At 58.2% G+C, this 23,522-nt stretch carries 20 protein-coding genes and 2 pseudogenes; 11 read left to right on the forward strand and 11 right to left on the reverse strand.

Going from position 1 to position 23,522, the window contains the following annotated elements:
- The first annotated feature begins 228 nt into the window (after positions 1-228).
- The 3 genes from QE432_RS11630 to QE432_RS11640 all read left to right on the forward strand — a co-directional run bounded on the left by QE432_RS11630 (position 229) and on the right by QE432_RS11640 (position 4,947).
- Positions 229-969 carry a response regulator transcription factor gene (locus tag QE432_RS11630; protein WP_003514167.1) on the forward strand — a complete coding sequence of 247 codons (741 nt, stop codon included), beginning with the start codon at positions 229-231 and terminating at the stop codon, positions 967-969.
- Entirely contained in the window at positions 966-3,080 is a 2,115-nt protein-coding gene (locus QE432_RS11635) for a sensor histidine kinase (RefSeq protein WP_306624325.1), read from the forward strand. The genes QE432_RS11630 and QE432_RS11635 overlap by 4 nt, the downstream gene beginning before the upstream one ends.
- 139 nt (positions 3,081-3,219) lie before the next feature.
- The gene (locus QE432_RS11640) at positions 3,220-4,947 is read left to right on the forward strand and encodes a chemotaxis protein (protein WP_306624327.1); all 1,728 of its coding nucleotides are present in this window, start codon (positions 3,220-3,222) and stop codon (positions 4,945-4,947) included.
- Between the two features lie 58 nt (positions 4,948-5,005).
- Here QE432_RS11640 and QE432_RS11645 read toward each other — a convergent pair whose 3' ends face one another.
- From QE432_RS11645 to QE432_RS11690, 10 genes are all read right to left on the reverse strand, one after another.
- Entirely contained in the window at positions 5,006-5,707 is a 702-nt protein-coding gene (locus tag QE432_RS11645; RefSeq protein ID WP_019565036.1) for a ParA family protein, read from the reverse strand.
- A gap of 117 nt (positions 5,708-5,824) precedes the next feature.
- Positions 5,825-6,913: a protein-glutamate methylesterase/protein-glutamine glutaminase gene (locus QE432_RS11650; protein WP_003514176.1), complete on the reverse strand. Its 1,089-nt coding sequence runs from the start codon at positions 6,911-6,913 to the stop codon at positions 5,825-5,827.
- A gap of 12 nt (positions 6,914-6,925) precedes the next feature.
- Positions 6,926-7,795 (reverse strand): CheR family methyltransferase, encoded by an 870-nt coding sequence (locus QE432_RS11655; protein ID WP_065658622.1) that lies wholly within the window; start codon positions 7,793-7,795, stop codon positions 6,926-6,928.
- Positions 7,792-8,286 carry a chemotaxis protein CheW gene (locus tag QE432_RS11660; protein WP_003514179.1) on the reverse strand — a complete coding sequence of 165 codons (495 nt, stop codon included), beginning with the start codon at positions 8,284-8,286 and terminating at the stop codon, positions 7,792-7,794. The genes QE432_RS11655 and QE432_RS11660 overlap by 4 nt, the downstream gene beginning before the upstream one ends.
- A 2-nt stretch (positions 8,287-8,288) precedes the next feature.
- Positions 8,289-10,106: a methyl-accepting chemotaxis protein gene (locus QE432_RS11665; protein ID WP_111804635.1), complete on the reverse strand. Its 1,818-nt coding sequence runs from the start codon at positions 10,104-10,106 to the stop codon at positions 8,289-8,291.
- A 1-nt stretch (position 10,107) separates the two neighbouring features.
- The gene (locus QE432_RS11670; RefSeq protein WP_306624331.1) at positions 10,108-10,653 is read right to left on the reverse strand and encodes a chemotaxis protein CheW; all 546 of its coding nucleotides are present in this window, start codon (positions 10,651-10,653) and stop codon (positions 10,108-10,110) included.
- Entirely contained in the window at positions 10,650-12,617 is a 1,968-nt protein-coding gene (locus QE432_RS11675) for a chemotaxis protein CheA (protein WP_306624333.1), read from the reverse strand. The genes QE432_RS11670 and QE432_RS11675 overlap by 4 nt, the downstream gene beginning before the upstream one ends.
- On the reverse strand, positions 12,614-12,982 hold the full coding sequence (locus tag QE432_RS11680; protein ID WP_013636814.1) for a response regulator: 369 nt from the start codon (positions 12,980-12,982) through the stop codon (positions 12,614-12,616). The genes QE432_RS11675 and QE432_RS11680 overlap by 4 nt, the downstream gene beginning before the upstream one ends.
- Entirely contained in the window at positions 12,979-13,305 is a 327-nt protein-coding gene (locus QE432_RS11685; protein WP_306624335.1) for a hypothetical protein, read from the reverse strand. Before QE432_RS11685 ends, QE432_RS11680 begins: the two co-directional genes overlap by 4 nt.
- On the reverse strand, positions 13,298-14,431 hold the full coding sequence (locus tag QE432_RS11690; protein WP_306624338.1) for an HD domain-containing phosphohydrolase: 1,134 nt from the start codon (positions 14,429-14,431) through the stop codon (positions 13,298-13,300). The genes QE432_RS11685 and QE432_RS11690 overlap by 8 nt, the downstream gene beginning before the upstream one ends.
- Positions 14,432-14,856: 425 nt before the next feature.
- On the opposite strand from QE432_RS11690, the gene QE432_RS11695 reads away from it, so the two are divergent.
- The gene (locus QE432_RS11695) at positions 14,857-16,221 is read left to right on the forward strand and encodes an LLM class flavin-dependent oxidoreductase (RefSeq protein ID WP_306624340.1); all 1,365 of its coding nucleotides are present in this window, start codon (positions 14,857-14,859) and stop codon (positions 16,219-16,221) included.
- A gap of 11 nt (positions 16,222-16,232) precedes the next feature.
- Positions 16,233-16,747, forward strand: a pseudogene (locus QE432_RS11700) (flavin reductase family protein).
- A gap of 23 nt (positions 16,748-16,770) precedes the next feature.
- On the opposite strand, the gene QE432_RS11705 reads toward QE432_RS11700, so the two are convergent.
- Positions 16,771-17,691 (reverse strand): LysR family transcriptional regulator, encoded by a 921-nt coding sequence (locus tag QE432_RS11705; RefSeq protein ID WP_080797685.1) that lies wholly within the window; start codon positions 17,689-17,691, stop codon positions 16,771-16,773.
- Positions 17,692-17,821: 130 nt separating this feature from the next.
- Here QE432_RS11705 and QE432_RS11710 point away from each other — a divergent pair, with 130 nt between their 5' ends.
- The 6 genes and pseudogenes from QE432_RS11710 to QE432_RS11735 all read left to right on the forward strand — a co-directional run.
- Positions 17,822-18,862, forward strand: coding sequence for an aromatic ring-hydroxylating dioxygenase subunit alpha (locus tag QE432_RS11710; protein ID WP_013636820.1), 1,041 nt, complete (start codon positions 17,822-17,824; stop codon positions 18,860-18,862).
- A 139-nt stretch (positions 18,863-19,001) separates the two neighbouring features.
- Positions 19,002-20,963, forward strand: coding sequence for a DUF2817 domain-containing protein (locus tag QE432_RS11715; protein ID WP_080797682.1), 1,962 nt, complete (start codon positions 19,002-19,004; stop codon positions 20,961-20,963).
- A 79-nt stretch (positions 20,964-21,042) separates the two neighbouring features.
- On the forward strand, positions 21,043-21,837 hold the full coding sequence (locus QE432_RS11720) for a transporter substrate-binding domain-containing protein (protein ID WP_003514202.1): 795 nt from the start codon (positions 21,043-21,045) through the stop codon (positions 21,835-21,837).
- A gap of 137 nt (positions 21,838-21,974) precedes the next feature.
- A complete protein-coding gene (locus QE432_RS11725; protein WP_035198759.1) occupies positions 21,975-22,682 on the forward strand; it encodes an ABC transporter permease in 708 nt (235 codons plus the stop codon).
- 4 nt (positions 22,683-22,686) lie between these two features.
- The gene (locus QE432_RS11730) at positions 22,687-23,373 is read left to right on the forward strand and encodes an ABC transporter permease (protein ID WP_013636823.1); all 687 of its coding nucleotides are present in this window, start codon (positions 22,687-22,689) and stop codon (positions 23,371-23,373) included.
- Positions 23,352-23,477: pseudogene (locus tag QE432_RS11735) on the forward strand (S-(hydroxymethyl)glutathione synthase); the annotation flags it as partial. The gene QE432_RS11730 and the pseudogene QE432_RS11735, both read left to right, overlap by 22 nt.
- Between the last annotated feature and the right edge of the window lie 45 nt (positions 23,478-23,522).

Raw genomic sequence — 23,522 nt, forward strand, 5'->3', positions numbered from 1 at the left:
CTCGCCGCAAGTGCGGTCAATGCTCTCAACTGAGCCTCCCTGCTTGGAACCTCCCCGTTCCAATCTCCGCCATTAGCATGTCACATCCTGACCGCACCGCAATCGAAGAATGGTTACCAATCTTTCCGAACAAGATTACAGATATTACAAATATGACAGGGCGGATAACCAGCTAGGCTTTGAAGATCGCGTCTGCCGCGCCTATGATGATGGCGGGAGGAATACGCAGTGCTTAATCAGAAGGTTCGCATTCTGATCGTCGAGGACGATCCGGATATGGCAGAGCTTATCTCGGACCTCGTCGAGGCCGAGGGCTGGCTGCCCACCTGCGCGCGCTCCGCCGAGGAAGCGGACGAGATATTGGCGAAGGACGTGATGCAGCTGGTGCTCGTGGACCACAACTTGCCCGGCACCTCCGGCCGCACCTTTGCCCAGAGACTACGCAGCAAGGTCGATATCGGCATCGTCATGGTAACGGCTGCCGGCAGCGCCGCCGACCGGGTTCTCGGCCTGGAAACAGCGGCCGACGATTATGTCGTCAAACCCTTCGAACCGATCGAACTCACGGCACGGATCAAGGCCGTTCTGCGCCGGACGATCCCCTCCTTGAAGCAGGAAAAGGACAGTGAGCGCGACCACGGCCGGGCAGCATTGCTCCTCAGCGACTGGGCGATTGATCTCAATGCCCGACAGGCGGTCTGCCTGACCGATCGCAGCAGAACGCTGACAAGTGCCGAATTCGCACTTCTGGAAATTCTGGCCGAAACGCCCAACCAGCCCGTCAGTCGCTCCCAGATCCTCGACAGGCTGGGCTCGGAAAGCGACCGCTATATCGATAGAAACGTCGATGTGCTGGTGCTGCGGCTGAGGCGCAAGATCGAGCGAAACCCCGATCTGCCGCGTCACATCAAGACGCGGCGCGGCAGGGGTTATGTGCTCCACACCGACGAGGGCGAGCTTTCTCCGTGATCAGCCGCTCCTTCCTTTCCTCGATCGCCTTTCGCCTGCCCTTTGCGATCGTCTTCATCTGCATCCTCGTCTTCAGCCTATCCGCCATCGCCATCTACGGCCTGCAACGCGCTCGCGATGAAATGGCCGCCTACGGCCTGCAGGCCTTTTCCAGCCTTGCCAAGGCATCGCTGGTTTCGCGGCAGGTCTCCGACCTCGTCTCGAGTGCACCTTTCCTGATGAATGCCGCCTCGCCCTATCGCGTCTCCAGCGAAAGCCGGTCCGTGGTCCAGCAGGTCGATATCCTGCTGGAGATGACAGGGCCAGGCAACGGTGATCGGGTCGCCCGCGGCTTTGCCAACGAGCGCATCGTCGAACTCCTTGAATTGATCAGAACACAGACGCTGGATCTGGCAAAGGATGCCGATGCGGCGCAGGGCCACAAGGCGGAAGCGGCAGCCGCGCTTGGCGAAATTGCCACGGGTCGCGGCATCACCGATCCCGAACTGCGCCGGCGGATGAACGGCATCGTGCAGGCCGCATCCGCATCCGACAGCCTCTTCCAGCTTGGTGAGCTGCGCCGCCGCTATGTTGCCGAAACCACCGCGCGCCAGGAAGGTTATCCCGGAGAGCGGCTCCCCGTGGCCGAGCTGCAACCCTATGAGCGGGTCTTTGAAGCGCAGAGCCGTTACCTCTTGGAAATGTTTGCGATCCGCGCCTCGGTGTCGCGGCTTCACATTGTGTCGCGCGATCTGTCCCATGTCACCGAAACCCAGAGCGATGCGGTTGCCCGCAGCCTCAACGAGGATCTGATCTCGACCTCGGACGCTCTGAGCCGCCTATTGGTCATCGTCGCAGTCGCTTCGCTTCTGGTTCTGGTCATGGCAACATTCTCGATTCGATCAGTGATGCGTGTCTCACGCGGGATCGCGACGCTTTCCAACGGCATGAACGCGCTCGCCAAGGGTGAAAAGGATGTCGGCCCGCCATCCTACACCGGATCGGAGACGGAACTGATCCGCCTGCTCGATGCTTTCCGGGCTTTCCATGACAGCGTCGATCGTGTCTCCCGCCTGCGGCGCACGGCGGAAGCGGCGGCCCGAACCATCCGCTCGACCTTCCGCAACATGAATGAGGGAATAGCGCTGTTCGATCCGACCGGTCGGCCAATCACCATGAACCGCCGGATCATAGAACTTGTCGGTCGTTCCGGCTCGTCGCGTAAGCTGCCGCTTCGCCGTTTTGTCGAACCGATACCGGAGATCGATCCCGCACTGTTCCCTTTCGAGAGCGGCCGAGGCGAGTTGATGGACCGGGCAGTCGTGCGCCATCGCACTGGAGATCAACGAGTGATCGAAGTATCGATGTCACGCCAGCCGGATGGCGGTATCGTGCTGCTGGCGCGGGATGTAACTTCTCTCGATCGTCAGGAGGCGGAGGCCGCAAAAGCCCAGAGGCTTGATGGCATCATGCGCATGACCCATCAGGTCAGTCATGAAGTGGGCAACATGATCGGCATCATCACCGGCAGCCTCGGCCTGCTGGAGCGCGAAACTGGTTTCAACGATCGCCAGAAACGCCATATCGCCCGTATCCGCAAGGCGGCGGATCGCGGCCGTTCTCTGGCCAGCAGCATGCTGACCATCGGCAGCCAGCAGCCCATTCATGCGAGCTTCATCAACGTCGCAAACCTGCTGCGCGGCATGGCCGATATCCTTGAGATTGCAGTCGGTCCGAAATGCCGGATTGCGCTGGAGATTGACGAGGATCTTCCCTCGATTGCGCTAGACCCTGCCCTCCTCGAGCAGTCCATCCTCAACCTTTGCCTGAATGCGGCAGCGGCCATGCCCGATGGTGGCCTGATCTCGATCAGCGCCGCTTCCGAGAAGGATGCACTTGTGATCGCCGTCACCGACGAGGGGGTGGGCATGACGCCCGAGGCGGTGGACAAGGCCTTCGAGCCCTATTTCACCACCCGGCAGGAACACGGCGGGGCAGGCCTCGGCCTTGCAATGGTCTACGGCTTCGTCCGGCAGAGCGGCGGCGAGGCGCATATCAGCTCAATGCCGGGCGATGGCGCAAGGGTACAACTGACTTTTCCGGTAGGCGCCGACCACGTCCAGATTCGATAAGCCCCGAGAAGGCCTTCCAGGGGGAGAGGAATTCGTCAACCAATTGAGTTGTTAACTCCCGATCAACTCAGAATATTCACTGTCCGTTTCTTCCTGCTCTCTAGGATCACGCCATCCGAGTATGGGAAACAGTACCGTCGTGAAAAATCAACCAAAAGCTGAAGCCAGTGATCCGCAAGCGTACCTGACCGCGCGCCTTGCAACCGCACAGTCTCGTATCGAGAAGACCTTTCTCGAAGGCGGATCCGTGCTCGTTTCAGTCATGGACATCCTGAACCAGCTCATCACCATATTGGACCGCATGACGGGTTCGATGGACGGCGATACCGCGGATGCGGCAATGGCCAACATGCAAAAGACCATTGAGGACATGGTCCGCCTGCCGGAAACCGAACAGTTGCGACAGGCCGCCTTCGTTGAAATGAGTTCCCTTTGCAAGTCTGCAAACGGCCATGTCGATGATATCCGCGAGACGATCCGTTACCTGAAAACCTTTGCGGTCACGGTAAAGATCACCGGCGCAGGCATCGCCGAATTTTCCTCCTTTGCCGAGGAAATCCGCGAACGCATCCATTTCGGCGGTACTGAAGTCGGCAAATTCGCGCAATATCTCGATCTCATGGACAAGCAGCTTGCCAGAGCGCGCGACGTCTCATCCGTCATCGGCGCCGATTTCGAAGCAACGATCCCAGGCATCGTCGGAGGTTTGAAGACAAATTCCGGTCGCATCGGCGAACAGCATCGCGCCATGACGGCCATGGCGTCCAAGGTGAAATCCGTCGCGCAGGGCGTGCAGGGCAAGATAGCGGCAACGCTGTCCTCCCTCCAGATCGGCGACATCACCCGCCAACGTGTCGAACATGTGCAGACGACACTCGCCCTGTTCAGCGATTATCTGAATTCCGAAGAGGCGCTGGCGTTAAATTCCGCCGAAATGGACGCTCTTTACGACACCGTTTTCGAGATGGTCAGCGCCCAGATCGACGAGATGGCAACCACCTTCCAGCAGGATTGCCGCAAGATTTTTGCAGGCATCTCAAGTTTCGCCGACGATGCCGCAACCATTCTTTCACTGCGCGACACCCTGGTGGAAGATGCTGCCAATGATGGCGGCAGCGCGTTGCAGCTGCTTGAGAAGGACATAGCAAAGGCGTGCGATCTGGCCGGGCGCGTTCAGGAAGGCATGGCGGATGCCAATGCGGTCGTCGCTTCCGTTACCGGTACCGCACAGGACCTGTTGCACGGCATTGAAGTGCTGCGCTCGATCAAGACTGAAATCCATTATATGGCGCTGAACTCAAACCTGCGCTGCTCGAAACTGGGCGACGAAGGCCGGTCGGTCAATGTCGTCAGCGGCGAGCTGCGGGTCTTTGCCGACAAGCTGGAAAGCCCGGCGGATTCGATCGTTGCCGATCTCCACCGGATCGAAAGCGTCATTACAAATCTGAAGAAGGCTGAGAACCGGAGCGCCGGTGATCTGCGGGAACCATTGAACGAAGCACTGGAAGCCATAAGCCACGCCAAGGGTCAGATGGAAACCGGTCTTCAGGATCTCGCCACGGAAGGTCAGGCCGTTTTCAGCCGCATCAGTGCCGCCGTGATCAAGCTCGATTTCGAAAGCGAACTCGGCGATGTCCTGAAAGAATGCCATCACGTGGCAAGCGGGCTGGCCGCCGGCGGCGCCGGAGACATTTCCGGCTTCGCAGAGAAAATCCAGCCGTTTTCGGCACGCATCTACAAGATCTACACGATGGCGCAGGAGCGCGACGTGCATCTTCGCTACCTGCCGGTCGATCTTGCGCCCGGGCAGAAAGCACCCGCCACCGTCGAAGATGACGACGATCTGTTTGCCGACGCGCTTTTCTAGAGCGTATTCGATCTAAACGGGATCGATGGGGCGCTTTTACTGCGCAGGGTTCCCGGCGTCAGGCCGCCTGCATCAGTTTGCCAGGGCTTTTTTTGCTGGAGGCCTCAAGGAGACGGAGAACCTCGGCGGCAAAAGCTTCGGCATTCTGCAGAGCCTTGTCGAGATTGCTGACATGGCCGGCTTTCATCATATGCAGGCATCCATCGAATTCGAACATATCGCGAAACGCAGAACGTTCGAAAATCGGCGTATCGAGAACACGTACATTCCTTTGCGCCAGCAGTTCCCGTGCGGCCAGAAGCGCGCGGGTCGTGACCAGCGGATTGACGCGGGTCAGCACGACGGAATGTTCGATCCGGATATTCGCCTTTTCATCGAGATAACGCAGCAGCTCCAGCACCTGCGCCCCGCCCTGCGCATCCATGGTGCTGCCCTGAACGGGTATCAGCACATGGTTGGAGAGACCGATCGCAGTCGCGAGCAGGGGCGATTGCGCACCGGGCAGGTCGATGATGACATGATCGAATGCACGGCGGCTGTCGATGACATGCTGCTGTAACGTCGCCGCCGTCACATAGGTGATGACTGAAAAATCGACACGCGCATCGGCCTTTTCACGCCAGCGGGAAATCCAGCGCTGTGGATCGGTATCGATGACGCAAACCCGCGATCCGCGCCGCGCCAAGTCGGACGCCAGGAGAAGAACCGCCGTGGTTTTCCCGGCGCCGCCCTTGGTGTTCGCGAAGGTGATAACTGGCATGGCATGATCCGGAAAACTGGGCGGAGACGGTCATGCCTCGCGGAACGCACCTGTCGCATGGTGTTACCGCCATCATTGGCGAGTTTGGTTAATGCCGGGTAAAAAAGGGTCGCGCCATCAGCGGCGGCGGTCTTCGGCCTGAATTTCCAGCGCGATCCTGTCGAGTGGCAGAACCTTGTCGACACCGCCATGGGCGATCGCTTCCTTCGGCATGCCGAAGACAACAGAGGATGCTTCGTCCTGTGCCACCGTGAAGGCGCCGGCCTGATGCATTTCCAGCATGCCGCGTGCGCCATCATCACCCATGCCTGTCATGATGATGCCCATGGCGTTGGCACCGGCGGCACGCGCGGAAGAACGAAACAGAACGTCCACCGAAGGCCGGTGTCGCGAAACCAGTGGCCCGGTGCGGACCGAAACGCGATAACGTGCACCCTGCCGCTCCAGCAGCATATGTCTGTCGCCCGGCGCAATCAGCACATGGCCGCGCAGCACCGGATCGCCGTCCTCGGCCTCCTTGATCTCGACATCGCAGAGACTGTTCAGGCGTTTTGCAAATGCGGCGGTAAATTTTTCCGGCATATGCTGAACGATCACGATGCCGGGTGAATTGGCCGGCAGCTTCATCAGCATTGCGCGCAACGCTTCCGTGCCGCCGGTGGATGCACCGACACAGACCACCATTTCAGTGGTGCGCGCCATGGCCTTGCCCGAAGGCGGCGGCAGCACGGCATCGGCGGTCAGCTTGGCCTGCGGACCGCTTGCGGCAGCCGAACGCAGCACCGCCCGCGCATTGCCGACGCGGGCGTGCGCCGCACTTTTGACGACCTCGCAGATGCGCGTGGCCTGCTCCGCCAGATGATCCGCAGCGCCTATCCTCGGCTTGAGGATGATGTCGACCGCCCCCGCCTCCAGTGCCTGAAGCAGGGTTTCCGATCCGGCCTCGGTCAGCGACGAGCACATGACTACAGGGATCGGTTTCTGCGACATGATCTTGCGCAGGAAGGTGATGCCGTCCATGCGCGGCATTTCCACATCAAGCGTGATGACATCGGGAATTTCTTCCTGAATGCGCTTCGCCGCAACAAACGGATCGGCAGCGGCCCCGATCACCTCAATGCCGGGATCGCTTTCGAGAACCTCGGTCAGGGTCTGCCGGACGCTGGCGGAATCGTCGACGATGAGAACGCGGATTTTTTTCGACATGGCTCTCTGCCGCTATTGCTTCTTGAAAACGGTATTGGCGACCTGCCGCAGGGGCAGGTCGATACCGGTTATCGTTTCGGAATGACCGATGAAAAGGTAACCGCCCGGCACCAGGCGCTTGCACAATTGGGTCAGGACGTGCACCTGCGTTTTTTTATCAAAGTAGATGAGAACGTTACGGCAGAAGAGAAGGTGCACCGCATCGCCGATCTGGTAGGTCGGGTCCATGAGGTTGAGGCGGGCAAAACCGATCTTGGAACGCAGCCGCGGCACGATCCGAACCTCCCGTCGTCCGGCATCGACCGACCGCATGACATATTTGCGCATCATGTCGGCCGGAACCGGTTCGAGCAGTTCACGGGCATAGATACCGCTATGGGCTTTCCTGAGCACATCAGTGGAAAGGTCGGTCGCAAGGATGCTGAAATTGTTGATGACCTGTTTCTCGGCCGCTTCGGCCAGCACCATCGCCATAGTATAGGGTTCCGCACCCGTCGAACAGGCGGAACTCCAGGCGCGGATACGCCCATGGCCTTCACCCGCAAGTGCAGGCAAAGCGAATTTCTCCATGTAGTCGAAATGGTTCGGCTCACGGAAAAAATCCGTCTTGTTGGTCGTCACCACGTCAATCAGGTAGATCGCTTCCTCTTCCAGCCCGTCTTCGCGGAAGAGGAAATTGCAATATTGAGCGAAGGTGGCATGCCCCGTGGCGCGAAGGCGCTTGCGCAGACGCCCTTCCAGCATGGTGCGCTTGCTGTCCGGCATCTTTATGCCGCTGTAATTGTAGATGTATTCGGCGAGCAGCCGGAAATCCCGCTGACTCAGGCCATCATGCGCGGAGCTGGCAGCAATGGAGGCATCCACGGAAAGGGCTCTCCTCATGCCGCCTGAACCGGTGTGCCGCCCTGGCGGGCAATGGCGTTTTCTTCGTTCGAGAAAAGCTTTGCAAGATCGATGATGACGACGAAATCACCTTCCCGGCGAACCACACCTGCAATGTAGTCGGAGTTCCAGTGAACGCCGATATCGGGTGCCGTTTCCATCTGGTCGCGACGGAACGGCGTCACCTCGAATACCTTGTCCGCCACGAGACCTATCGCCAGCGTGCGGGATGGAAACGGAATATCCAGCACCAGCACGCGGGTATGGGGTGTCCGCACGCTGCGGCTCATTCCGAGCCGCAGCCGCAGATCGATGATGGGCACACCCTGCCCGCGCACATCTCTCAGACCCAGCAGATATTCAGGACTATGCGGAATCTTGAACGTGTCCTCATAGTCGAGGATTTCACGGACGACCGCGACGGATACCGCAAAGACCTCCTCACCGAGGCTGAATGTCACGAACTGGCCTTCTGAAGATGTGCTGGTCATGGTCAGGCGCTTTCGCGGAAATCCGCGTCGTCAGCATCGGGACCGCCCATGGACATATCCAGTGCGAAACCTTTGACGCGGGCTTGCTGGGCACTGACGGTATTGCCCGTCTGCGGTTTGCGAACGGGGGCCGGCTTCATCGCCGGACGCGTCGCAGCAGGCTTTGCGGCAGGCCGATGTGCAGCCTGTGCGGGGCGCGACGAGACGCTTGAGGCATCCACCTTGAAGAAGGCGATACTGCTCTGCAACTCTTCGGCCTGCGCCGCCAGCTCTTCCGAAGTCGCTGACATTTCCTCCGAAGCGCCGGAGTTCTGCTGCGTCACCTTGTCAAGCTGCTGGATTGCCTCGTTGATCTGGGAGGCGCCGATATCCTGCTCACGGCAGGCGGCGGAGATTTCGGCGACCAGCTCGGCGGTCTTGCGAATGTCCGGCACCAGACGGTTCAGCATGTCGCCCGCTTCGGTTGCCACCTGCACGGTCTCGCCAGAAAGCGAGCTGATCTCGCTGGCAGCAGCCTGGCTGCGTTCGGCGAGCTTGCGCACTTCCGATGCCACAACAGCAAAACCCTTGCCGTGTTCCCCAGCGCGCGCCGCCTCAACGGCGGCGTTCAGCGCCAGAAGATCGGTCTGGCGTGCAATTTCCTGCACGATGGAAATCTTCTCGGCGATGGTGCGCATGGCGACCACAGCGCGGTTGACGGCTTCACCGCTGGCTTCGGCGTCCTTGGACGACTGACGCGCGATCTTTTCCGTCTGCGCGGCATTGTCGGCATTCTGCTTGATGTTGGCAGCCATCTCTTCCATCGAGGCCGAAGCCTCTTCGGCAGACGATGCCTGCTCGGTCGCGCCCTGGCTCAGCTGTTCGGAGCTGGCCGACAGTTCCTGGCTGCCGGAGGACACATTGTCGGAAGCGGAAAGCGCATCGGCGACAATGCCACGCAGGCGCTCAACCATCCGCTCCAGCGCAAGGCCGAGAGTATCCCTGTCGGACAGGGGTTTCGGCATGACGGTAAGATCGCCATCGGCAATTCGGTCGGCAATGCCTGCCGTATTGCGCAGATTGCCCGTCATCGTGTTGATGCGCGCAACGAGATCCTTGATCTCGTCATTGGTCTTGATCTCGACATTCTGATCGAGATCGCCGATCGCAACCGCCTCAGCCACGGTCATGATCTTGCGCAATCCGCTGCTGATGCCGAGCGCGATCCAGAATGCTGTCGCGATGGCGATGAGTACGGCAACGACCGAGGCACTGACCAGCAGGGTGCGGGTCTGCTCATAGTCATCAGCCGCCAATTGCTTCGATTCTTCAAGACGGTCGCGGTTCATCTTGACGCCCTCGCCCAGTTTCCCAGTCAGGGCATTGGCAGCGTCACGGCCCTTGCCGGACGAGTACGACGCGGCGAGCGACGTATTGCCCTGCGCAACCAGTTCCCGGACGTGATCATCACTGGCCTCGAAAGCCTTGGTGATGGCCTGCAGATCCGTCCAGAACGCACGCGTCTCGGCGCTGGCGGTGGCTGCCATATCATTCAGCATGGCCGTCAACTGGTCGCGACTTTCGTTACCGGCCGCCTTGAAAAGCTGGGTTTCCTCCGGCGAAGCAGCAAGGATGATATTCTTCTGCGACCGGACAGTTGCCAGCGCCAGTGCGTTCATCTGGTGAACCTTGTCGAGGCGCACGACAGTACCGTCGACCACATCGTCCATGGCATTCTTGGCGATACCGAGGCTGTAGATGCCGTAGCCGGCCGTTCCGGCAAGCATCAGGATCAGAAAGCCGAAGGCAACCGCCAGCTTCATCTTGATTGTAAATCGCATCTCAATGCTCCTTGGAAAGTTCGATGACGTTGCCACGCGCGCTGGACGAAACCGGTCCGGACTCGTGATGCCCCGTGAAAATTGCTGTCAGATTTGGAAGAATGACGAACTCGCTGCCGCGTTTGATGAGGCAATGGATGTAATCCGCCCGCCACCGCATGCCGACGCTCGGCGGCGGTTCGCTGGCTGCCCGGCTGAACGTGGTCACCTCGTTGACCTTATCGGTCCTGATGCCGATCAATGCCGGCTCGCCATCGAACGGCAGTTCTATGACGACGATACGGCTATCAATGGTTCGCTCGGTGGCTTCCATGCCGAAGGCAAGACGGATATCAGCCAGAGGGATGACCTTGCCCCGGAAGTTGATAACACTCGCCACGAAGGCTTTAGCACCGGGAACGGCGGTTTCGGGCAGAAGATCCAGAATTTCCCGAACCTTCACCGCCTCTATGGCGAAGGTCTCGCCCGCGATGTTGAAGGTCAGAACTTCCACGGCGTCGGACACGCCCCAAAATTCGTCCGTCTGCTTCAAGAGAGACTGGTTCATCCCGCGGCCCGCAATCGCGCCTCCTGCTGTTGCCCCGCCATCACCAGATGTGCGACATCGAGGATAAGGGCGACATTGCCGTCACCGAGGATGGTCGCGCCGGAGAATGTCGCGACGTCATGGTGCAGTTTCGACATGGCCTTGATGACCGTCTGGTGATCGCCGATGATCTGGTCAACCACAAGCCCGACCCGCTCGGAGCCGGTGGAAATGACGACGATCTTCTGGAACTGATCCGGCTTGGTTCCGGTGTTGAACAATTCGCGCAGGCGAATGAAGGGAACGAGGCTCTCGCGCAGTGAAATGAAGGACCGGCCCCGCGAACGAATATCGTCGTCAGGCGACAGTTCGAGGCATTCCTCAACCGCCGGCAGCGGAATGACGTAACAACCATTGCCGACCCGCACCAGCAGGCCGTCGATGATGGCCAGAGTCAACGGGATCGCCAGCGAAACTTCCGAACCCGCGCCCGGCGTGCTGGTAACGCTGATCGTGCCGCGAAGGGCCTCGACACTCTTTTTCACCACATCCATGCCGACACCACGGCCGGAAAGACTGGTAACTTCAGAGGCTGTCGAAAAGCCCGGCTGGAAGATCATCTGCAGCAGTTCCTGATCGCTGACCTGCGCGTTCGGAGCCAAAAGGCCGGAAGCCTCCGCTTTTGCCCGGACGCGCTGGCGATCGATGCCACGGCCATCGTCACGGATGGTGATGGTCACATCACCGCCCGACTGGCGTGCAATGAGGGTGATCCGCCCCATCGCCGGTTTGCCGGCCGCCACACGCTCATCGCTTTTTTCGAGGCCATGGTCGCACGAGTTACGGACAAGGTGCACGAGTGGATCAGCCAGGCGTTCGATCACCGCCTTGTCGACCTCTGTGCCTTCGCCCTCGGTCTCCAGCTCGATCTGTTTGCCCGTTTCCCGCGCCAGGTCATGGATCAGACGGCGGAACCGACCAAAAAGCTGGGCGATCGGCACCATTCGCAGGACCATCATCGTATCGCGAAGTTCTCCAGAAAGACGTTCGACATCCTCCGAAACAGAGCGCAAAAGAATATCGACGCTGCTACCCGCCAGCTGCGAAAGGCGGGACTGGGCAATGACGAGTTCACCGACCCGATCCATCAACTCGTCAAGTCTTTCAGCAGGCACCCGCACGTTTTCGGCCGCCTTGCCGCCCTTCGGATCGACGGCGACCTTTCTGGCTTCCGGCAGGATTTCGGAAACGGGGAGCTCTTCTTCGACAACCGCTTCGATTGCGCGGATATCGATCTCCATGTCATCCATCACGAAGATGAAAACGTCGTCGATTGCCGATTGCGGCTGCTCGGTCGTCAGCCGGACTGTCCAGCCCAGATGGAGATCGCTCGGATTAAGTGCATCGAGAGACGGCACCGTCGAGGTGTCGGCAACGATTTCACAATCGCCGAGTTCGGCCAGCTCATCGAGAAGACCAAGGGGATTGGTTCCGTTTGCCATGGCATTGACGGGCAACCGGAACCGGATTTCCCAAGTGGCGGCTTTTGCCTTTGCCTGCTTCCTGGCGAGATTCTGCGCCGGAACATGTGTCAGGACACCGCCATCGCCACGAGTGCCGACTGCCGCACGAAGCTTGGCGAGCAGCTGCTCTCCAACATCACCCTGCACACCGTGCGGATTGTCGACCAGCGCCTGCATATGATCCTGCGCTTCAAGAACGGCTGCGACCAGTTCGCTGGTTGCCGGAACCTCGCCCTTGCGCACCCGGTCAAAGGCGGTTTCGCAATGGTGGGTGAAAGCGGCAAGCGCCTCGAACCCGAACATTGCCCCGGACCCCTTCAATGTATGCAGTCCGCGGAAAACGGCGTCGATCTGATCCTGATCGGTCAAATCGTGAAGCAGATCGAGAAGGCCCCCCTCGATTTGCTCGAAAAGCTCCGCAGCCTCCGTTCTGAAAACCTGAATAGGGTCCAGCGTCGTCATTTTCCGAGGACCTTTCTGACGATCTTGACCAGATGTTCGGCATCGAAGGGCTTGGTCAGCCAGCCGGTGGCACCGGCGGCCTTGGCGCGCGCCTTCATGTCCGCATCGGATTCCGTCGTCAAAAAGATGATCGGAATGCCGGTATGAGCCGGAGATTGCCGAAGCGCTTCGATCATCTCGAGACCATTCATGTTCGGCATGTTGAGATCAGTGACGATGAGGTCGAAATTCGCGGCCTTCGCCTTGGCAAGACCGTCCTGCCCATCAACGGCCTCGGTAATCTGGTAGCCCGCGCCTGTGAGGGCGATCTTCGTCGTCATGCGAATGCTGGCGGAATCGTCGACCGTTAAAATATGTGCGCTCATGATATGTCCTTTCCATGCAACCAGAACTGGCGGGAGGCTTCATCCATCCGCGACAGGAAACCGCCCCGCCGCAATGTCTGCAAAACCTGACCGTCAGCCGGCTCTTTCAATGTTATCGTCTTGTTGTTCTGCGCCGCGAAATTGCGCGAGGCTTCCATCAGCTGCACGAAGCTCAAATCCGCATCCGCATCCTTGGGTACCTCGACCACCAGCCTGTCGGTGTCTTTGAGACGGTCGAGAAGAAGACCGTGTGCCGGCGCAATCGACCGTATGGAAAGCGCTTGCGGCATCTTCAGCATGTCGTTCGTGGTTTCATCAAACATGGGGAGTCTCCCGAACGGCTGCGGCTTGCATGCCGCCATCCGCCCTGATCGGTTGTTCTTCCGGTGTTTCGAGGCTCGGCACTTCGATCTCCAGAACGCCGTGACCCGTCATGAGCCTGTCGATCAGCGTCCATTGGCGCTGGAACGCCGCGACGCAAGCGGGATCGAAATGGCTGCCGCTATGCGCGACAACATGCGCATAGGCCTCTTGGGTCGACCACGCCTTCTTGTAAGGGCGCTCGGAGCAGAGAGCCTCAAAGACGTCCGCAATGGCGACGATACGGGCTTCCAGCGGAATGCCATCGCCCGACAAGCCGTGCGGATATCCCGTTCCATCCCATTTTTCGTGATGGCCACCTGCAATCGCCTCGGCTATGCGCAGCAGATCGGATGAACCGTTTTCGAGAATCTGCACGCCGATACCGACATGTTTTCGCATTTCGGTGATCTCATCAGGCGTCAGGCGACCCGGCTTCAGCAGCACGCTGTCGGAAATTCCGATCTTGCCGACATCGTGCAAGGGTGCCGCGAGATAGATCATGCGGCAATGCTCGTCATCGAGGCCGAGATCCTTTGCCATCAGCATGCTGATTTGCGCGACGCGGGAAATATGGTCGCCGGTGTGGCCGTCGCGGAATTCGATGGCCCGCGCCAGGCGCCAGATGATTTCTTCTTCGCGGGCCGCGAGTTGCCGGGTGGCCTTGCGCACCTCATCCACAAGGCTGCGCGCCTGTCCGGCAAGATCGCGCTGCGCCTTGCGCAAGGCGAGAAGGTTGCGCACCCGCGCCTTCAGCTCCACCGGGTCAAAGGGCTTGTGGATGAATTCCGTGACACCGCTCTCTATCGCTTCGATAAGGACAGGCCGGCCTCTTTCCGATGTGATCATGATGACAGGCACATGCGCGAAATGCTCATACGTATTCAGTGCCTTGAGGAGCTGTATGCCGTTATATTTCGGCATCGTATAATCCACCACAAGCAGATCGACCGCATTGTTGCGGCAGAATTCCAACGCCTCCGTGGGATCGGTGAAGCCCACGATGGTGCCGACATCCGGAAGCCCGCGGACCGTCGCTTTCAGGGCAACAAGAATCGACTTGCTGTCATCGACCAATACGATTTGCACTTGTCCTCGCTATCATTGGATTGCGGGCGAATAGACGCGCGAACTCCTCGGCTTTCACCGAGCGAATTCAACGGATCTGGAAACATTTTTTTGGGAAAAGACGACCGCGTCATGTGGTCATAAAAATGAAGCGCCTGCGCGAAATTCGCCTGCGAAGACAACTTCTTATATGAATAAATTGACCAGATGTTGGTTAACAGCGACTTAAGTGTGACTTATGAATACTTATAGTGAAGCGCCATCATCAGGCCTTCCAACGGGAATGTGATCCTTGCGTGGCGCCGCAGCCTCTCGGGCTGATGCGCAGACGCGCCACTAATCCTTGTTAGTATTTCTAACCTACGGAGAAGATTTCGGCCGATTGTTGCAGCGTCGATCCTCGAATAGCCTGAGACCAGAATTGGTATCAGGCAAAAGAGGGAACGATGTTGAAACGGCAGGACAAGATCAAGCTCGGAACCTTTGTTTACACGTTCGGCTTCCATGCAGCCGCATGGCGGCACCCGGCAAGCAAGGTAACGGCAGCAACCGACTTCAGCCACATGTTGAATGTGGCCAGAATTTCTGAAGCTGCCAAATTCGATTTCATGTTCCTCGCCGATTCCGCTGCGGCTGCCGTTGGTGACCCCGACGCCCTGGCGCGCAGCCCGACCAAGCAGAACCGGTTCGAACCGCTTTCTCTCATCTCGGCACTTTCGGTGATGACGGAAAGACTGGGTTTGGTCTCGACGGTATCGACGAGCTATTATGAACCCTTCAATGTCGCCCGGATTTTCGCGTCTATCGATCAGCTGAGCCGGGGACGCGCCTGCTGGAATGTCGTCACCTCCGATCATGACGAGACCGGCTACAACTTCAATCGTCAGGGTCTCGATCCTCACGCCGTCCGTTACGAGCGCGCGCAGGAATTCATCGACGTGGTGTTCGGCCTATGGGACAGCTTTGAACGCGACGCCTTGCTGCTCGATCGCGAAAGCGGCGTTTATTATGACAAGGCCAAGCACCATACCCTCAATCATGTCGGCAAGCATTTTCAGGTGCGCGGCCCCCTCAACATTGCGCCTTCCGAGCAGGGGCGGCCTGTTATTGCTCAGGCCGGCGGCTCCGAGGCCGGAATGAACCTTGCTGCACGGACGTCTGAAATCGTCTTCAGCCTGGCATCCAACATCGAGAGCAACAGGGCTTTCTACCAGAACGTCAAAGGACGTATGCCGGCATTCGGTCGCGATCCCGAAGATCTCAAGGTCATGCCGGGAATTGTCGTCAATGTCGGAGAGACCGAGGCCGAGGCGAAGGCAAAAGTCGATTTTCTCATCGACAGCCTGCATCCGGACGTGGGTCGGTTGATGCTTTCGGAGTTCCTCGAAGCCGATCTTCGTGGCGTTCCCCTCGATCAACCATTTCCGATGGACCGGCTGCCCGCCGAGCCGAAAGGCTCGCGCAAGATGTTTGACCAGCTCGTCGAGTTCGTCAAGCAAGGACAGACAGTGGGACAATTGATCCGCCACTACGCAGAACGCCACACCGGAAACGGAATAACCGGGACACCAAAACAGATCGCAGACTACATGGAAGAGTGGTTCGAAACCCGTGCCGCCGACGGTTTCATTCTTATGTTCCCGACACTTCCCGCAAGCCTGGAAGATTTCGTCCGCCTTGTCTTGCCGGAGTTGCGGCGACGCGGACTGTTTCGTGAGGAATATGAAGGATCGACGCTGCGCGAGAACCTGGGGCTTTCGATGCCTGCCAACCGTTACACGGCCGCCAAAGGCGATAAAGAGCGCATCTGAAGGAGCCGATCATGGTGGACCGGATGAAAATGCAGGAGCCGTCTCCGGGCGCTGACCTCTTCAAATCCTCCATGCGGAATCTGGCGGGTGACGTTTGCGTCATCACGACAGGCACGGGTGAAACACGAACCGGCTTCACCGCAACATCCGTCACAGCACTTTCTGCGGATGGCCCGACTGTGATGGTCGCACTCAATCGCGGATCCTCGTCCTGGGAAATCGTCGAGAAAGCCAGACGGTTTTGCGTCAACGTCGTCGCTGAAGGTCAGGAAAACGTCGCCCACTCATTCTCGGGTTTTAATGGCCTTAAGGGTGCCAGCCGCTACGATGGCGCCGTCTGGCACACGATGGCGTCAGGCGGCCTTGCGCTGGATGGCGCTCTGGCAAGTTTGGACTGCGACTCGAAGACGCGATCATCCATCGATCCCATGTGATCCTGATCGGCCTCGTCCGGTCGATAAGGACGCATGACGATGCCCGGCCACTTCTGTACTGGCGCGGAGAATATCAACACATCAGAAAGTGATATCCCGAGCGGTAGGCCATTAGTCACGCACTGCGGTTCGGGGACGATGCGACAGACTGCTTTTTCGCGATCCCCATCACCCACATATGAAATTCTCTTCCGTAGGGCTTATCGAAAACGGAACGATCCCATGCCAGATAGTAGCTCTCGGGAAGCGGAAGGCGGATGTCGAAAGGAACAACAAGTGTACCGGCCTGCAACTCGTCCTCGATCATCGAGACCTGAGCCAGCACGAAGCCGTGTCCGTTGACCGCAGCGTCGATTGCGTTGCTCGACAGCGCGAAAAACAGGCTCGAGAGTTTTTCATTCACGGTCGCGCCAACCAGCTGCGCCCACTCGCTCCATTGTGGCGGACGGCTGTAATGGGCTTCCCACTCGATATTGAGCAAAGGGAATTTGAGAAGGTCGGCGGGCGCCGATAATGTCCGTCCCCCGAGCAAACGCGGCGAACATGCGGGAACCACCCAATCCGTATAAAGCGGCACGAAATGCGCGTGCACCTCTGCCCGCTTTCCATAGGTTATGCGAAAATCGCTCTGGCCGCCCGACAGGCTGGGTTCGTCATCCTTGCCGATGATACGGACATTGGCTTCCGGATAGAGAGCCTGCCACTCGAAGATCTTGCGGCCGATCCACTTGTTCACCACCGAGCTGAGCGCAGTCAGCACGATGCCGGTCTGGCTCCGCGCCCGTTCGAGAACATCGACGGAATGATTGAGCTGGCTGAAGCCTTTGGCGACTTCCTTGTGAAGAAGAACACCCCACGACGTCAGTTCCACACGGCGTCCGATACGTTCGAGGAGCGTAACGCCGAGATGGTTCTCAAGCTTGCGCACCTGTTGGCTGATGGCACTGGGTGTTACGCCCAGTTCTTTGGCGGCCGTGCTCATCGTGCCGCACCTTCCTACGGCTTCGAAAGCTTGCAGGGCATGGAGTGGGGGCATAGCCAATAGAGTATCTCCAGTTCTGCTTTTTTGTTAAGTTTTTCTAAACAAAAACGCAACGAAAATCCGCTTGTCCCGCATCGCAACAAGGAAAATACTGATCCGATTAAAGCGAGAACGGGGGAAGAAAATGTTTCTCAAGAATGCTTGGTACGTCGCCACCTGGGATCACGAAATCGGACGAGACCTGACACCCGTAACGATGCTCGGCGAAAATATTGTTCTTTATCGTCTTCAGAATGGCAAGCTTGCAGCGCTCGAAGATGCCTGTCCCCATCGCAAGCTCCCCTTGTCCATGGGGCGTATCAAGGGCGACGACGTCGAATGCGGCTATCACGGATTGACCTTCGACTGTTCCGGCGCCTGCACCCGCGTACCGGGTGCAGAGCGTATTCCACATGTGGCCTGCGTCCGCTCCTACCCGGTGGAGGAACGTTACGGGCTCGTCTGGGTCTGGATGGGTGAGGCCGCGAAAGCCGATCCCGCAGAGATTTTCCATGTCGAACATTTCGGTGATCCGTCCTGGGGCGTCAATCGCGGCGAGTCGATGACGATCAACTGCAATTACCTCTACATGACGGACAATCTGCTGGACCCATCCCACGTCGCATGGGTACATCAGAGCTCGTTCGCCAGTTCCGCCTGCGAAGAAACGCCATTGGAAACAACGGTGAAAAGCGATGGCGTCGTCGTCTGGCGCTGGATGCTGGATTCAGATCCAGCCCCCTTCTACGCACCGTTCCTGCAATTTGAGGGGAAATGCGATCGAAAACAGCATTACGAGGTTCGCTACCCCAGCAATGCCATCATCAAGGCCATCTTTGCACCATCAGGCTCCGGTGGCGAAGGCCGCGAATTGCCAGCCAATACGTTCTTGATGGACAGCTACAATTTCATGACGCCAGTCGATGAGAACCGCACGAAGTATTATTGGTTTCAGATGCGAAATTTCGCGCCCGACGACCCGGACGTTTCAGCGCGCTTCGCAACATCCGTACGCGGCGCATTCGAGGAAGACCGTGTCGTGCTAGAGGCGGTCCACCACGGGATCGCGAACAAGAAGACTCCAAACCTCGATCTGAAGATCGATGTCGGACCGCTGCGGTTCAGACGCAAGCTTTCACAGATGATCGATAGCGAGACCATGAATGTCGTCGCTGCCGCGGAGTAAGCGCCTGCGCCGGAACGACTAACGATATGGTCTTCGCCTGCTCAAATGTATCAGGCGGAGATGGCAAAAAAATAATAACCGGGAACATAGCTGGTGATCGGCAAAAGCCGACGCCCGCCACAAATCGGGAGTATCCTTGATGCGCCACATCAGGCAGCCTGAGCTCTATTCAGTGGACTATAATGTGCTGCGGCAACGTTTTCTTTCCGCTGCGCGCCGGTCGAATGCTGCGTTGTTCGAATATAAGCATCCATTGCATGGCCCAGGTGGAGAGCACCTTTTCACGGATGTTGCATATCTGGGCGAACGCAACGCGTCAAAAAAACTCGTCATCTTGTCCGGCACGCACGGAGTTGAGGGGCAATTCGGATCGGCTTGCCAGGCTGAATGGCTTGCCGCAAATAACCCTTTACCGCTTCCTCCCGATACGGCTGTGGTGATGATCCATCTGATCAACCCATGGGGAACAGCATGGAGCCGACGGGTCAACGAGGACAATGTCGATCTCAACCGAAACTTCGTTGACTGGAAGAGAGCCGTTCCACGAAACGAACGATACGCCCCACTCCATAATGCATTTGTCTGCGCCGAGTGGGATGGACCCGATCGTGACCGTGCCGATCAACTGCTGAGAGATGCCAAGGCCGCTTTAAATGGTCACGCCGGGATCGCCGCGATTATCGAAGCAGGCCAATACGACTTTCCAGACGGACTGTTTTATGGCGGCAACGGCCCGACATGGTCGAACCGCACCCTCAACGATATCTTGAGCACTTTCGTCAGTGGCGCGTCGGATGTCGTCGTCTTCGATCTTCACACCGGTGCAGGCCCTTACGGATATCCCGCACTGCTATCCGTGGCGGAAGAGGACCATGCCGGTCTGGAATGGGGCAGGAAAACCTATGGGCACGCACTCGCGGTCGTGATGACCGGCAATGGCGCAACGACCGATACCGGCATTGCGGCAACGGCTACGGGCTACGTTTCAGCAGCGGTCTGCAAATCCTTGCCCGAGAGCCGCGTATTGCCGCTGGTAATCGAATGCGGAACCCTTGAAGGCCCGGTGGTGATGGACGCCGTGCAGGCCGATAACTGGCTGCATCTTTTCGGGAATATCGAATCTCCGCTTGGGCAGAAAATCAAGAAGACGCTGAGAACGGCGTTCATTCCTGACGATCCCGAATGGCAGCAGAACTGTCTTGGGACAAGCTTGCGATATTTCGACCGCGCGCTGACCGCACTTGCCTCGGTTACTCCCCCGGCTTCAAAGGGCGCACCCGCTCCGGCTTTGGTGAGCGACTGGCCACCGGCCGTGCCTGTGAACACCAAACGCCATGAACGGCCAGCCGTTGAAGTTCATGATCTCCACAAAAGTTTCGGCACGCACGAAGTCCTGTCGGGCGTGGGGCTGAGTGCCGATCCCGGCGAAGTCGTTTCGATGATCGGCTCGTCAGGTTCCGGCAAGAGCACGTTTTTGCGCTGTATAAACCTGCTTGAACAGCCCAGCAGTGGAACGATCGTCGTTGATGGCGAGGAAATACGAATGAAGGGCGGAGCGAATGGCCGTTCGCAGCCAGCAGACATGCGCCAGGTCGAGAGAATTCGCGCCCGCGTGGGAATGGTATTCCAGAACTTCAATCTCTGGCCCCACATGTCCGTGCTTGAGAACATCATCGAGGCTCCCGTCCATGTTCTTGGCGAGCGTCGCCAGGATGCAATCGACCATGCCCATCAGTTGTTGAAGAAAGTGGGACTGTCGGAAAAGCATGCCCAATATCCCGGGCAGCTCTCCGGCGGCCAGCAGCAACGTGCGGCCATCGCAAGAACACTGGCCATGCGGCCAAAAGTCATCCTCTGTGACGAACCGACATCCGCTCTAGACCCCGAACTTGTGGGAGAGGTCCTGCGCGTGATCCGTCAGCTGGCAGAAGAGGGCAATACCATGATCCTCGTGACGCATGAAATGCAGTTTGCGCGCGAGGTATCTCACAAGATTCTCTTCTTACACAAAGGAAAGGTGGAGGAAGAGAGTACCCCGGCGGAATTGTTCACCAATCCGCGATCGGAACGCCTGCGTCAATTTCTGTCGCGAACTTTATGACGTGATCCGCTGATCAGCTGTGCCGGGGCTGTGTCCGGCAAATCAAACCTAACAAATAACCAAATAGGGGAATTCGCATATGAATCTGAAAGTCCTGTCACTCGCCCTGCTTCTTGCAGGCGTCAGCACGGCGCACGCTGCCGAAGGCGAATTGTCGATCGGCACCGAAGGTGCCTATCCACCATGGAGCATGGCCGATGCTGCCGGCAATGTGACCGGCTTCGACGCCGATGTCGGCAACCTGCTCTGCACGAAGCTCGCCGTGAAGTGCCGGTTCGTCGTGCAGGCCTTTGATGGCCTGATCCCTGCCCTCAAGGCGAAGCGCTTCGACGTCATCATCTCCGGGATGTCGATTACCCAGGATCGAAAAAAGGAAATCAATTTTTCGGTCGGATATGCTGAGCTGGCAAACATGTTCCTCGTTCCCAAGACATCCGATCTCGCCGGCATCAAGGATATCGACACTTTGTTGAAGGGCTTGGACGGCAAGACGATCGGCGTTCAAACCGGAACGACGCACGCCCACTTCATCGAAAAGCGGGTGCCGAATGCCAATCTCAAAACCTACGACACGCTCGACAATATGCAGATCGATCTCGCAAGCGGCCGCGTTGAGGCAGCATTTGCAGACGCCTCTGCGCTTCAGGATTTTCTCGCCAAGCCCGAAGGCAAGGACTTTCAGTTTGTCGACGTGAAAGTTCAGAGCAAATTCGATTCCACCCTCGGCGAAGGGATCGGCGTCGGAATTGCCAAGGAGAACACCGAGCTGAAGACGAAGATCGACAAGGCACTGTGCGAGCTCGTCGCGGATGGTTCGATCGGCAAAGCGAGCCAGAAGTGGTTCAAGATGGATATCTCCAGACCCTGCAACTAAGACGCCTGCCCCGCTCTTCCCAGAAGTGCGGGGCAACCACTCAATCGCAACCTGACAGGGTGCGCACGGTCGAAGACGCTGACGATGCCTGCTGCCAAAAAGGCAAGGGAGTGCGCAGCAAAACCAAGGCAAATCCAATGGAGTCTAGTCTGATCCTAGTTTGGCAGGGTGGTTGGATAAGAGCCATTCTGCAGGGGGCCGCAATAACGATTGCCGTCGGTACGGTCAGCATGCTTGTCGGTGCGTTGATCGGAACCTTGTGCGGGGTCATCAAGTGGGCGCGGATATTCCCGCTGACACTTGTGGTAGACGCCTATACCTCTCTCGTGCGGGGGGTGCCTGAACTGCTTATCATCTATCTGCTGTTCTTTTCTTCCGTGCAATTCGTGACACAGGTTGCCACAGCTTTCGGATATGCTGCCCTTGCGGACAGCGGATATGCCTTCATCATTGCCATCATTGCCATCGGTACGATTTCAGGCGCCTACTCGACCGAGGTTATCAGGGGAGCATTGGCTTCCATCCCGACGGGACACATAGAAGCTGCGCGCGCACTGGGGATTCCCGGGCGCCGCATCTTCAGGCGCATCATCATCCCGCAAATGCTACGCATTGCCATCCCCGGTATGAACAATGTCTGGCAGACAACCATCAAGGACACGGCACTGGTATCGGTTGTCGGGCTACAGGAACTGATGCGCGCCGCCTCGGTTGGCGCCGGTAGCACCCGCAATCCCCTGATTTTCTTTCTTATCGCAGCCGTCGTGTATTTCGCGATCACCATCATAAGCCAGGCTGGATTCGACAGGGTCGAACGCCTGGTGAGACTAAGGGCGAGGAAGTAACGCGATGGATATCGAATTCCTGAAAACATCGATGCCTTTCCTCTTGAAAGGGCTTTCCACAACGGCGACCATAACCGCGATATCTGTCGCGATCGGTTTCAATCTCGGCCTTGGTCTTGCGCTCATGCGGCTGTCCGAAAACCGTTTCCTTGCCGGGTTTGCAAAATATTACAGCATGGTCTTTCGCGGTACACCGCTGCTTGTACAGCTGTTCCTGTTTTACTACGGGCTTGGCCAAATTGGCTTTATCAAAGGCAATGCCATAACGTGGTGGGTGATTAGTGATGGTGCGCGCTGCGCGGTCATGGCGATGGCGCTCAACACAGCCGCCTATACATCGGAGATTCTGCGAGGCGGATTATTATCGGTTCCCGCGGGTCTCAAGGAAGCGGCCAAAGCCACGGGAATGTCACCATTTATGCGTTTCCGCCGGATCGAATTCCCGCTCGCCATTCGCCAGGCTCTGCCGGCTTACGGCAATGAGCTGATCCTCGTCGTCAAGGGTACGAGCCTTGCCTCGACAATCACGGTTCTCGAGATCACGGGATATGCAAAGCGCCTGATGAGCCAGACATTCGCGATTTTCGAGGTTTTCGCCTTGGCGGGTGCCATCTACCTCGTCATCAACCTCACCCTCGTCATGCTCATCCGCATGCTTGAGGCACATCTGATGCGTCACGAAGCGCGCTGAAGGCCAGTAGTCTCGAACCTTACGACTGCCTGTCACGCGCATTTATGGACTATATCGCCGCCTGGACAGCCAAAAAAAAGGCGTTCTGGCGAACTGAACCGTAGCCTCCTATGTCGTGTCCGCGCCGCGCGCCTAAAGAGCGCGGCGTT

Source organism: Agrobacterium sp. SORGH_AS_0745 (genome assembly GCF_030818995.1).
Classification (GTDB): domain Bacteria; phylum Pseudomonadota; class Alphaproteobacteria; order Rhizobiales; family Rhizobiaceae; genus Agrobacterium; species Agrobacterium tumefaciens.

Coding starts and splice junctions, on each gene's coding strand:
- QE432_RS11645 (WP_019565036.1), bottom strand. CDS start 5,707: ATGCCAGTTATCACCTTCGCGAACACCAAGGGCGGCGCCGGGAAAACC.
- QE432_RS11650 (WP_003514176.1), bottom strand. CDS start 6,913: ATGTCGAAAAAAATCCGCGTTCTCATCGTCGACGATTCCGCCAGCGTC.
- QE432_RS11655 (WP_065658622.1), bottom strand. CDS start 7,795: ATGAGGAGAGCCCTTTCCGTGGATGCCTCCATTGCTGCCAGCTCCGCG.
- QE432_RS11660 (WP_003514179.1), bottom strand. CDS start 8,286: ATGACCAGCACATCTTCAGAAGGCCAGTTCGTGACATTCAGCCTCGGT.
- QE432_RS11665 (WP_111804635.1), bottom strand. CDS start 10,106: ATGCGATTTACAATCAAGATGAAGCTGGCGGTTGCCTTCGGCTTTCTG.
- QE432_RS11670 (WP_306624331.1), bottom strand. CDS start 10,653: ATGAACCAGTCTCTCTTGAAGCAGACGGACGAATTTTGGGGCGTGTCC.
- QE432_RS11675 (WP_306624333.1), bottom strand. CDS start 12,617: ATGACGACGCTGGACCCTATTCAGGTTTTCAGAACGGAGGCTGCGGAG.
- QE432_RS11680 (WP_013636814.1), bottom strand. CDS start 12,982: ATGAGCGCACATATTTTAACGGTCGACGATTCCGCCAGCATTCGCATG.
- QE432_RS11685 (WP_306624335.1), bottom strand. CDS start 13,305: ATGTTTGATGAAACCACGAACGACATGCTGAAGATGCCGCAAGCGCTT.
- QE432_RS11695 (WP_306624340.1), top strand. CDS start 14,857: ATGTTGAAACGGCAGGACAAGATCAAGCTCGGAACCTTTGTTTACACG.
- QE432_RS11705 (WP_080797685.1), bottom strand. CDS start 17,691: ATGCCCCCACTCCATGCCCTGCAAGCTTTCGAAGCCGTAGGAAGGTGC.
- QE432_RS11710 (WP_013636820.1), top strand. CDS start 17,822: ATGTTTCTCAAGAATGCTTGGTACGTCGCCACCTGGGATCACGAAATC.
- QE432_RS11715 (WP_080797682.1), top strand. CDS start 19,002: ATGCGCCACATCAGGCAGCCTGAGCTCTATTCAGTGGACTATAATGTG.
- QE432_RS11720 (WP_003514202.1), top strand. CDS start 21,043: ATGAATCTGAAAGTCCTGTCACTCGCCCTGCTTCTTGCAGGCGTCAGC.
- QE432_RS11725 (WP_035198759.1), top strand. CDS start 21,975: ATGGAGTCTAGTCTGATCCTAGTTTGGCAGGGTGGTTGGATAAGAGCC.
- QE432_RS11730 (WP_013636823.1), top strand. CDS start 22,687: ATGGATATCGAATTCCTGAAAACATCGATGCCTTTCCTCTTGAAAGGG.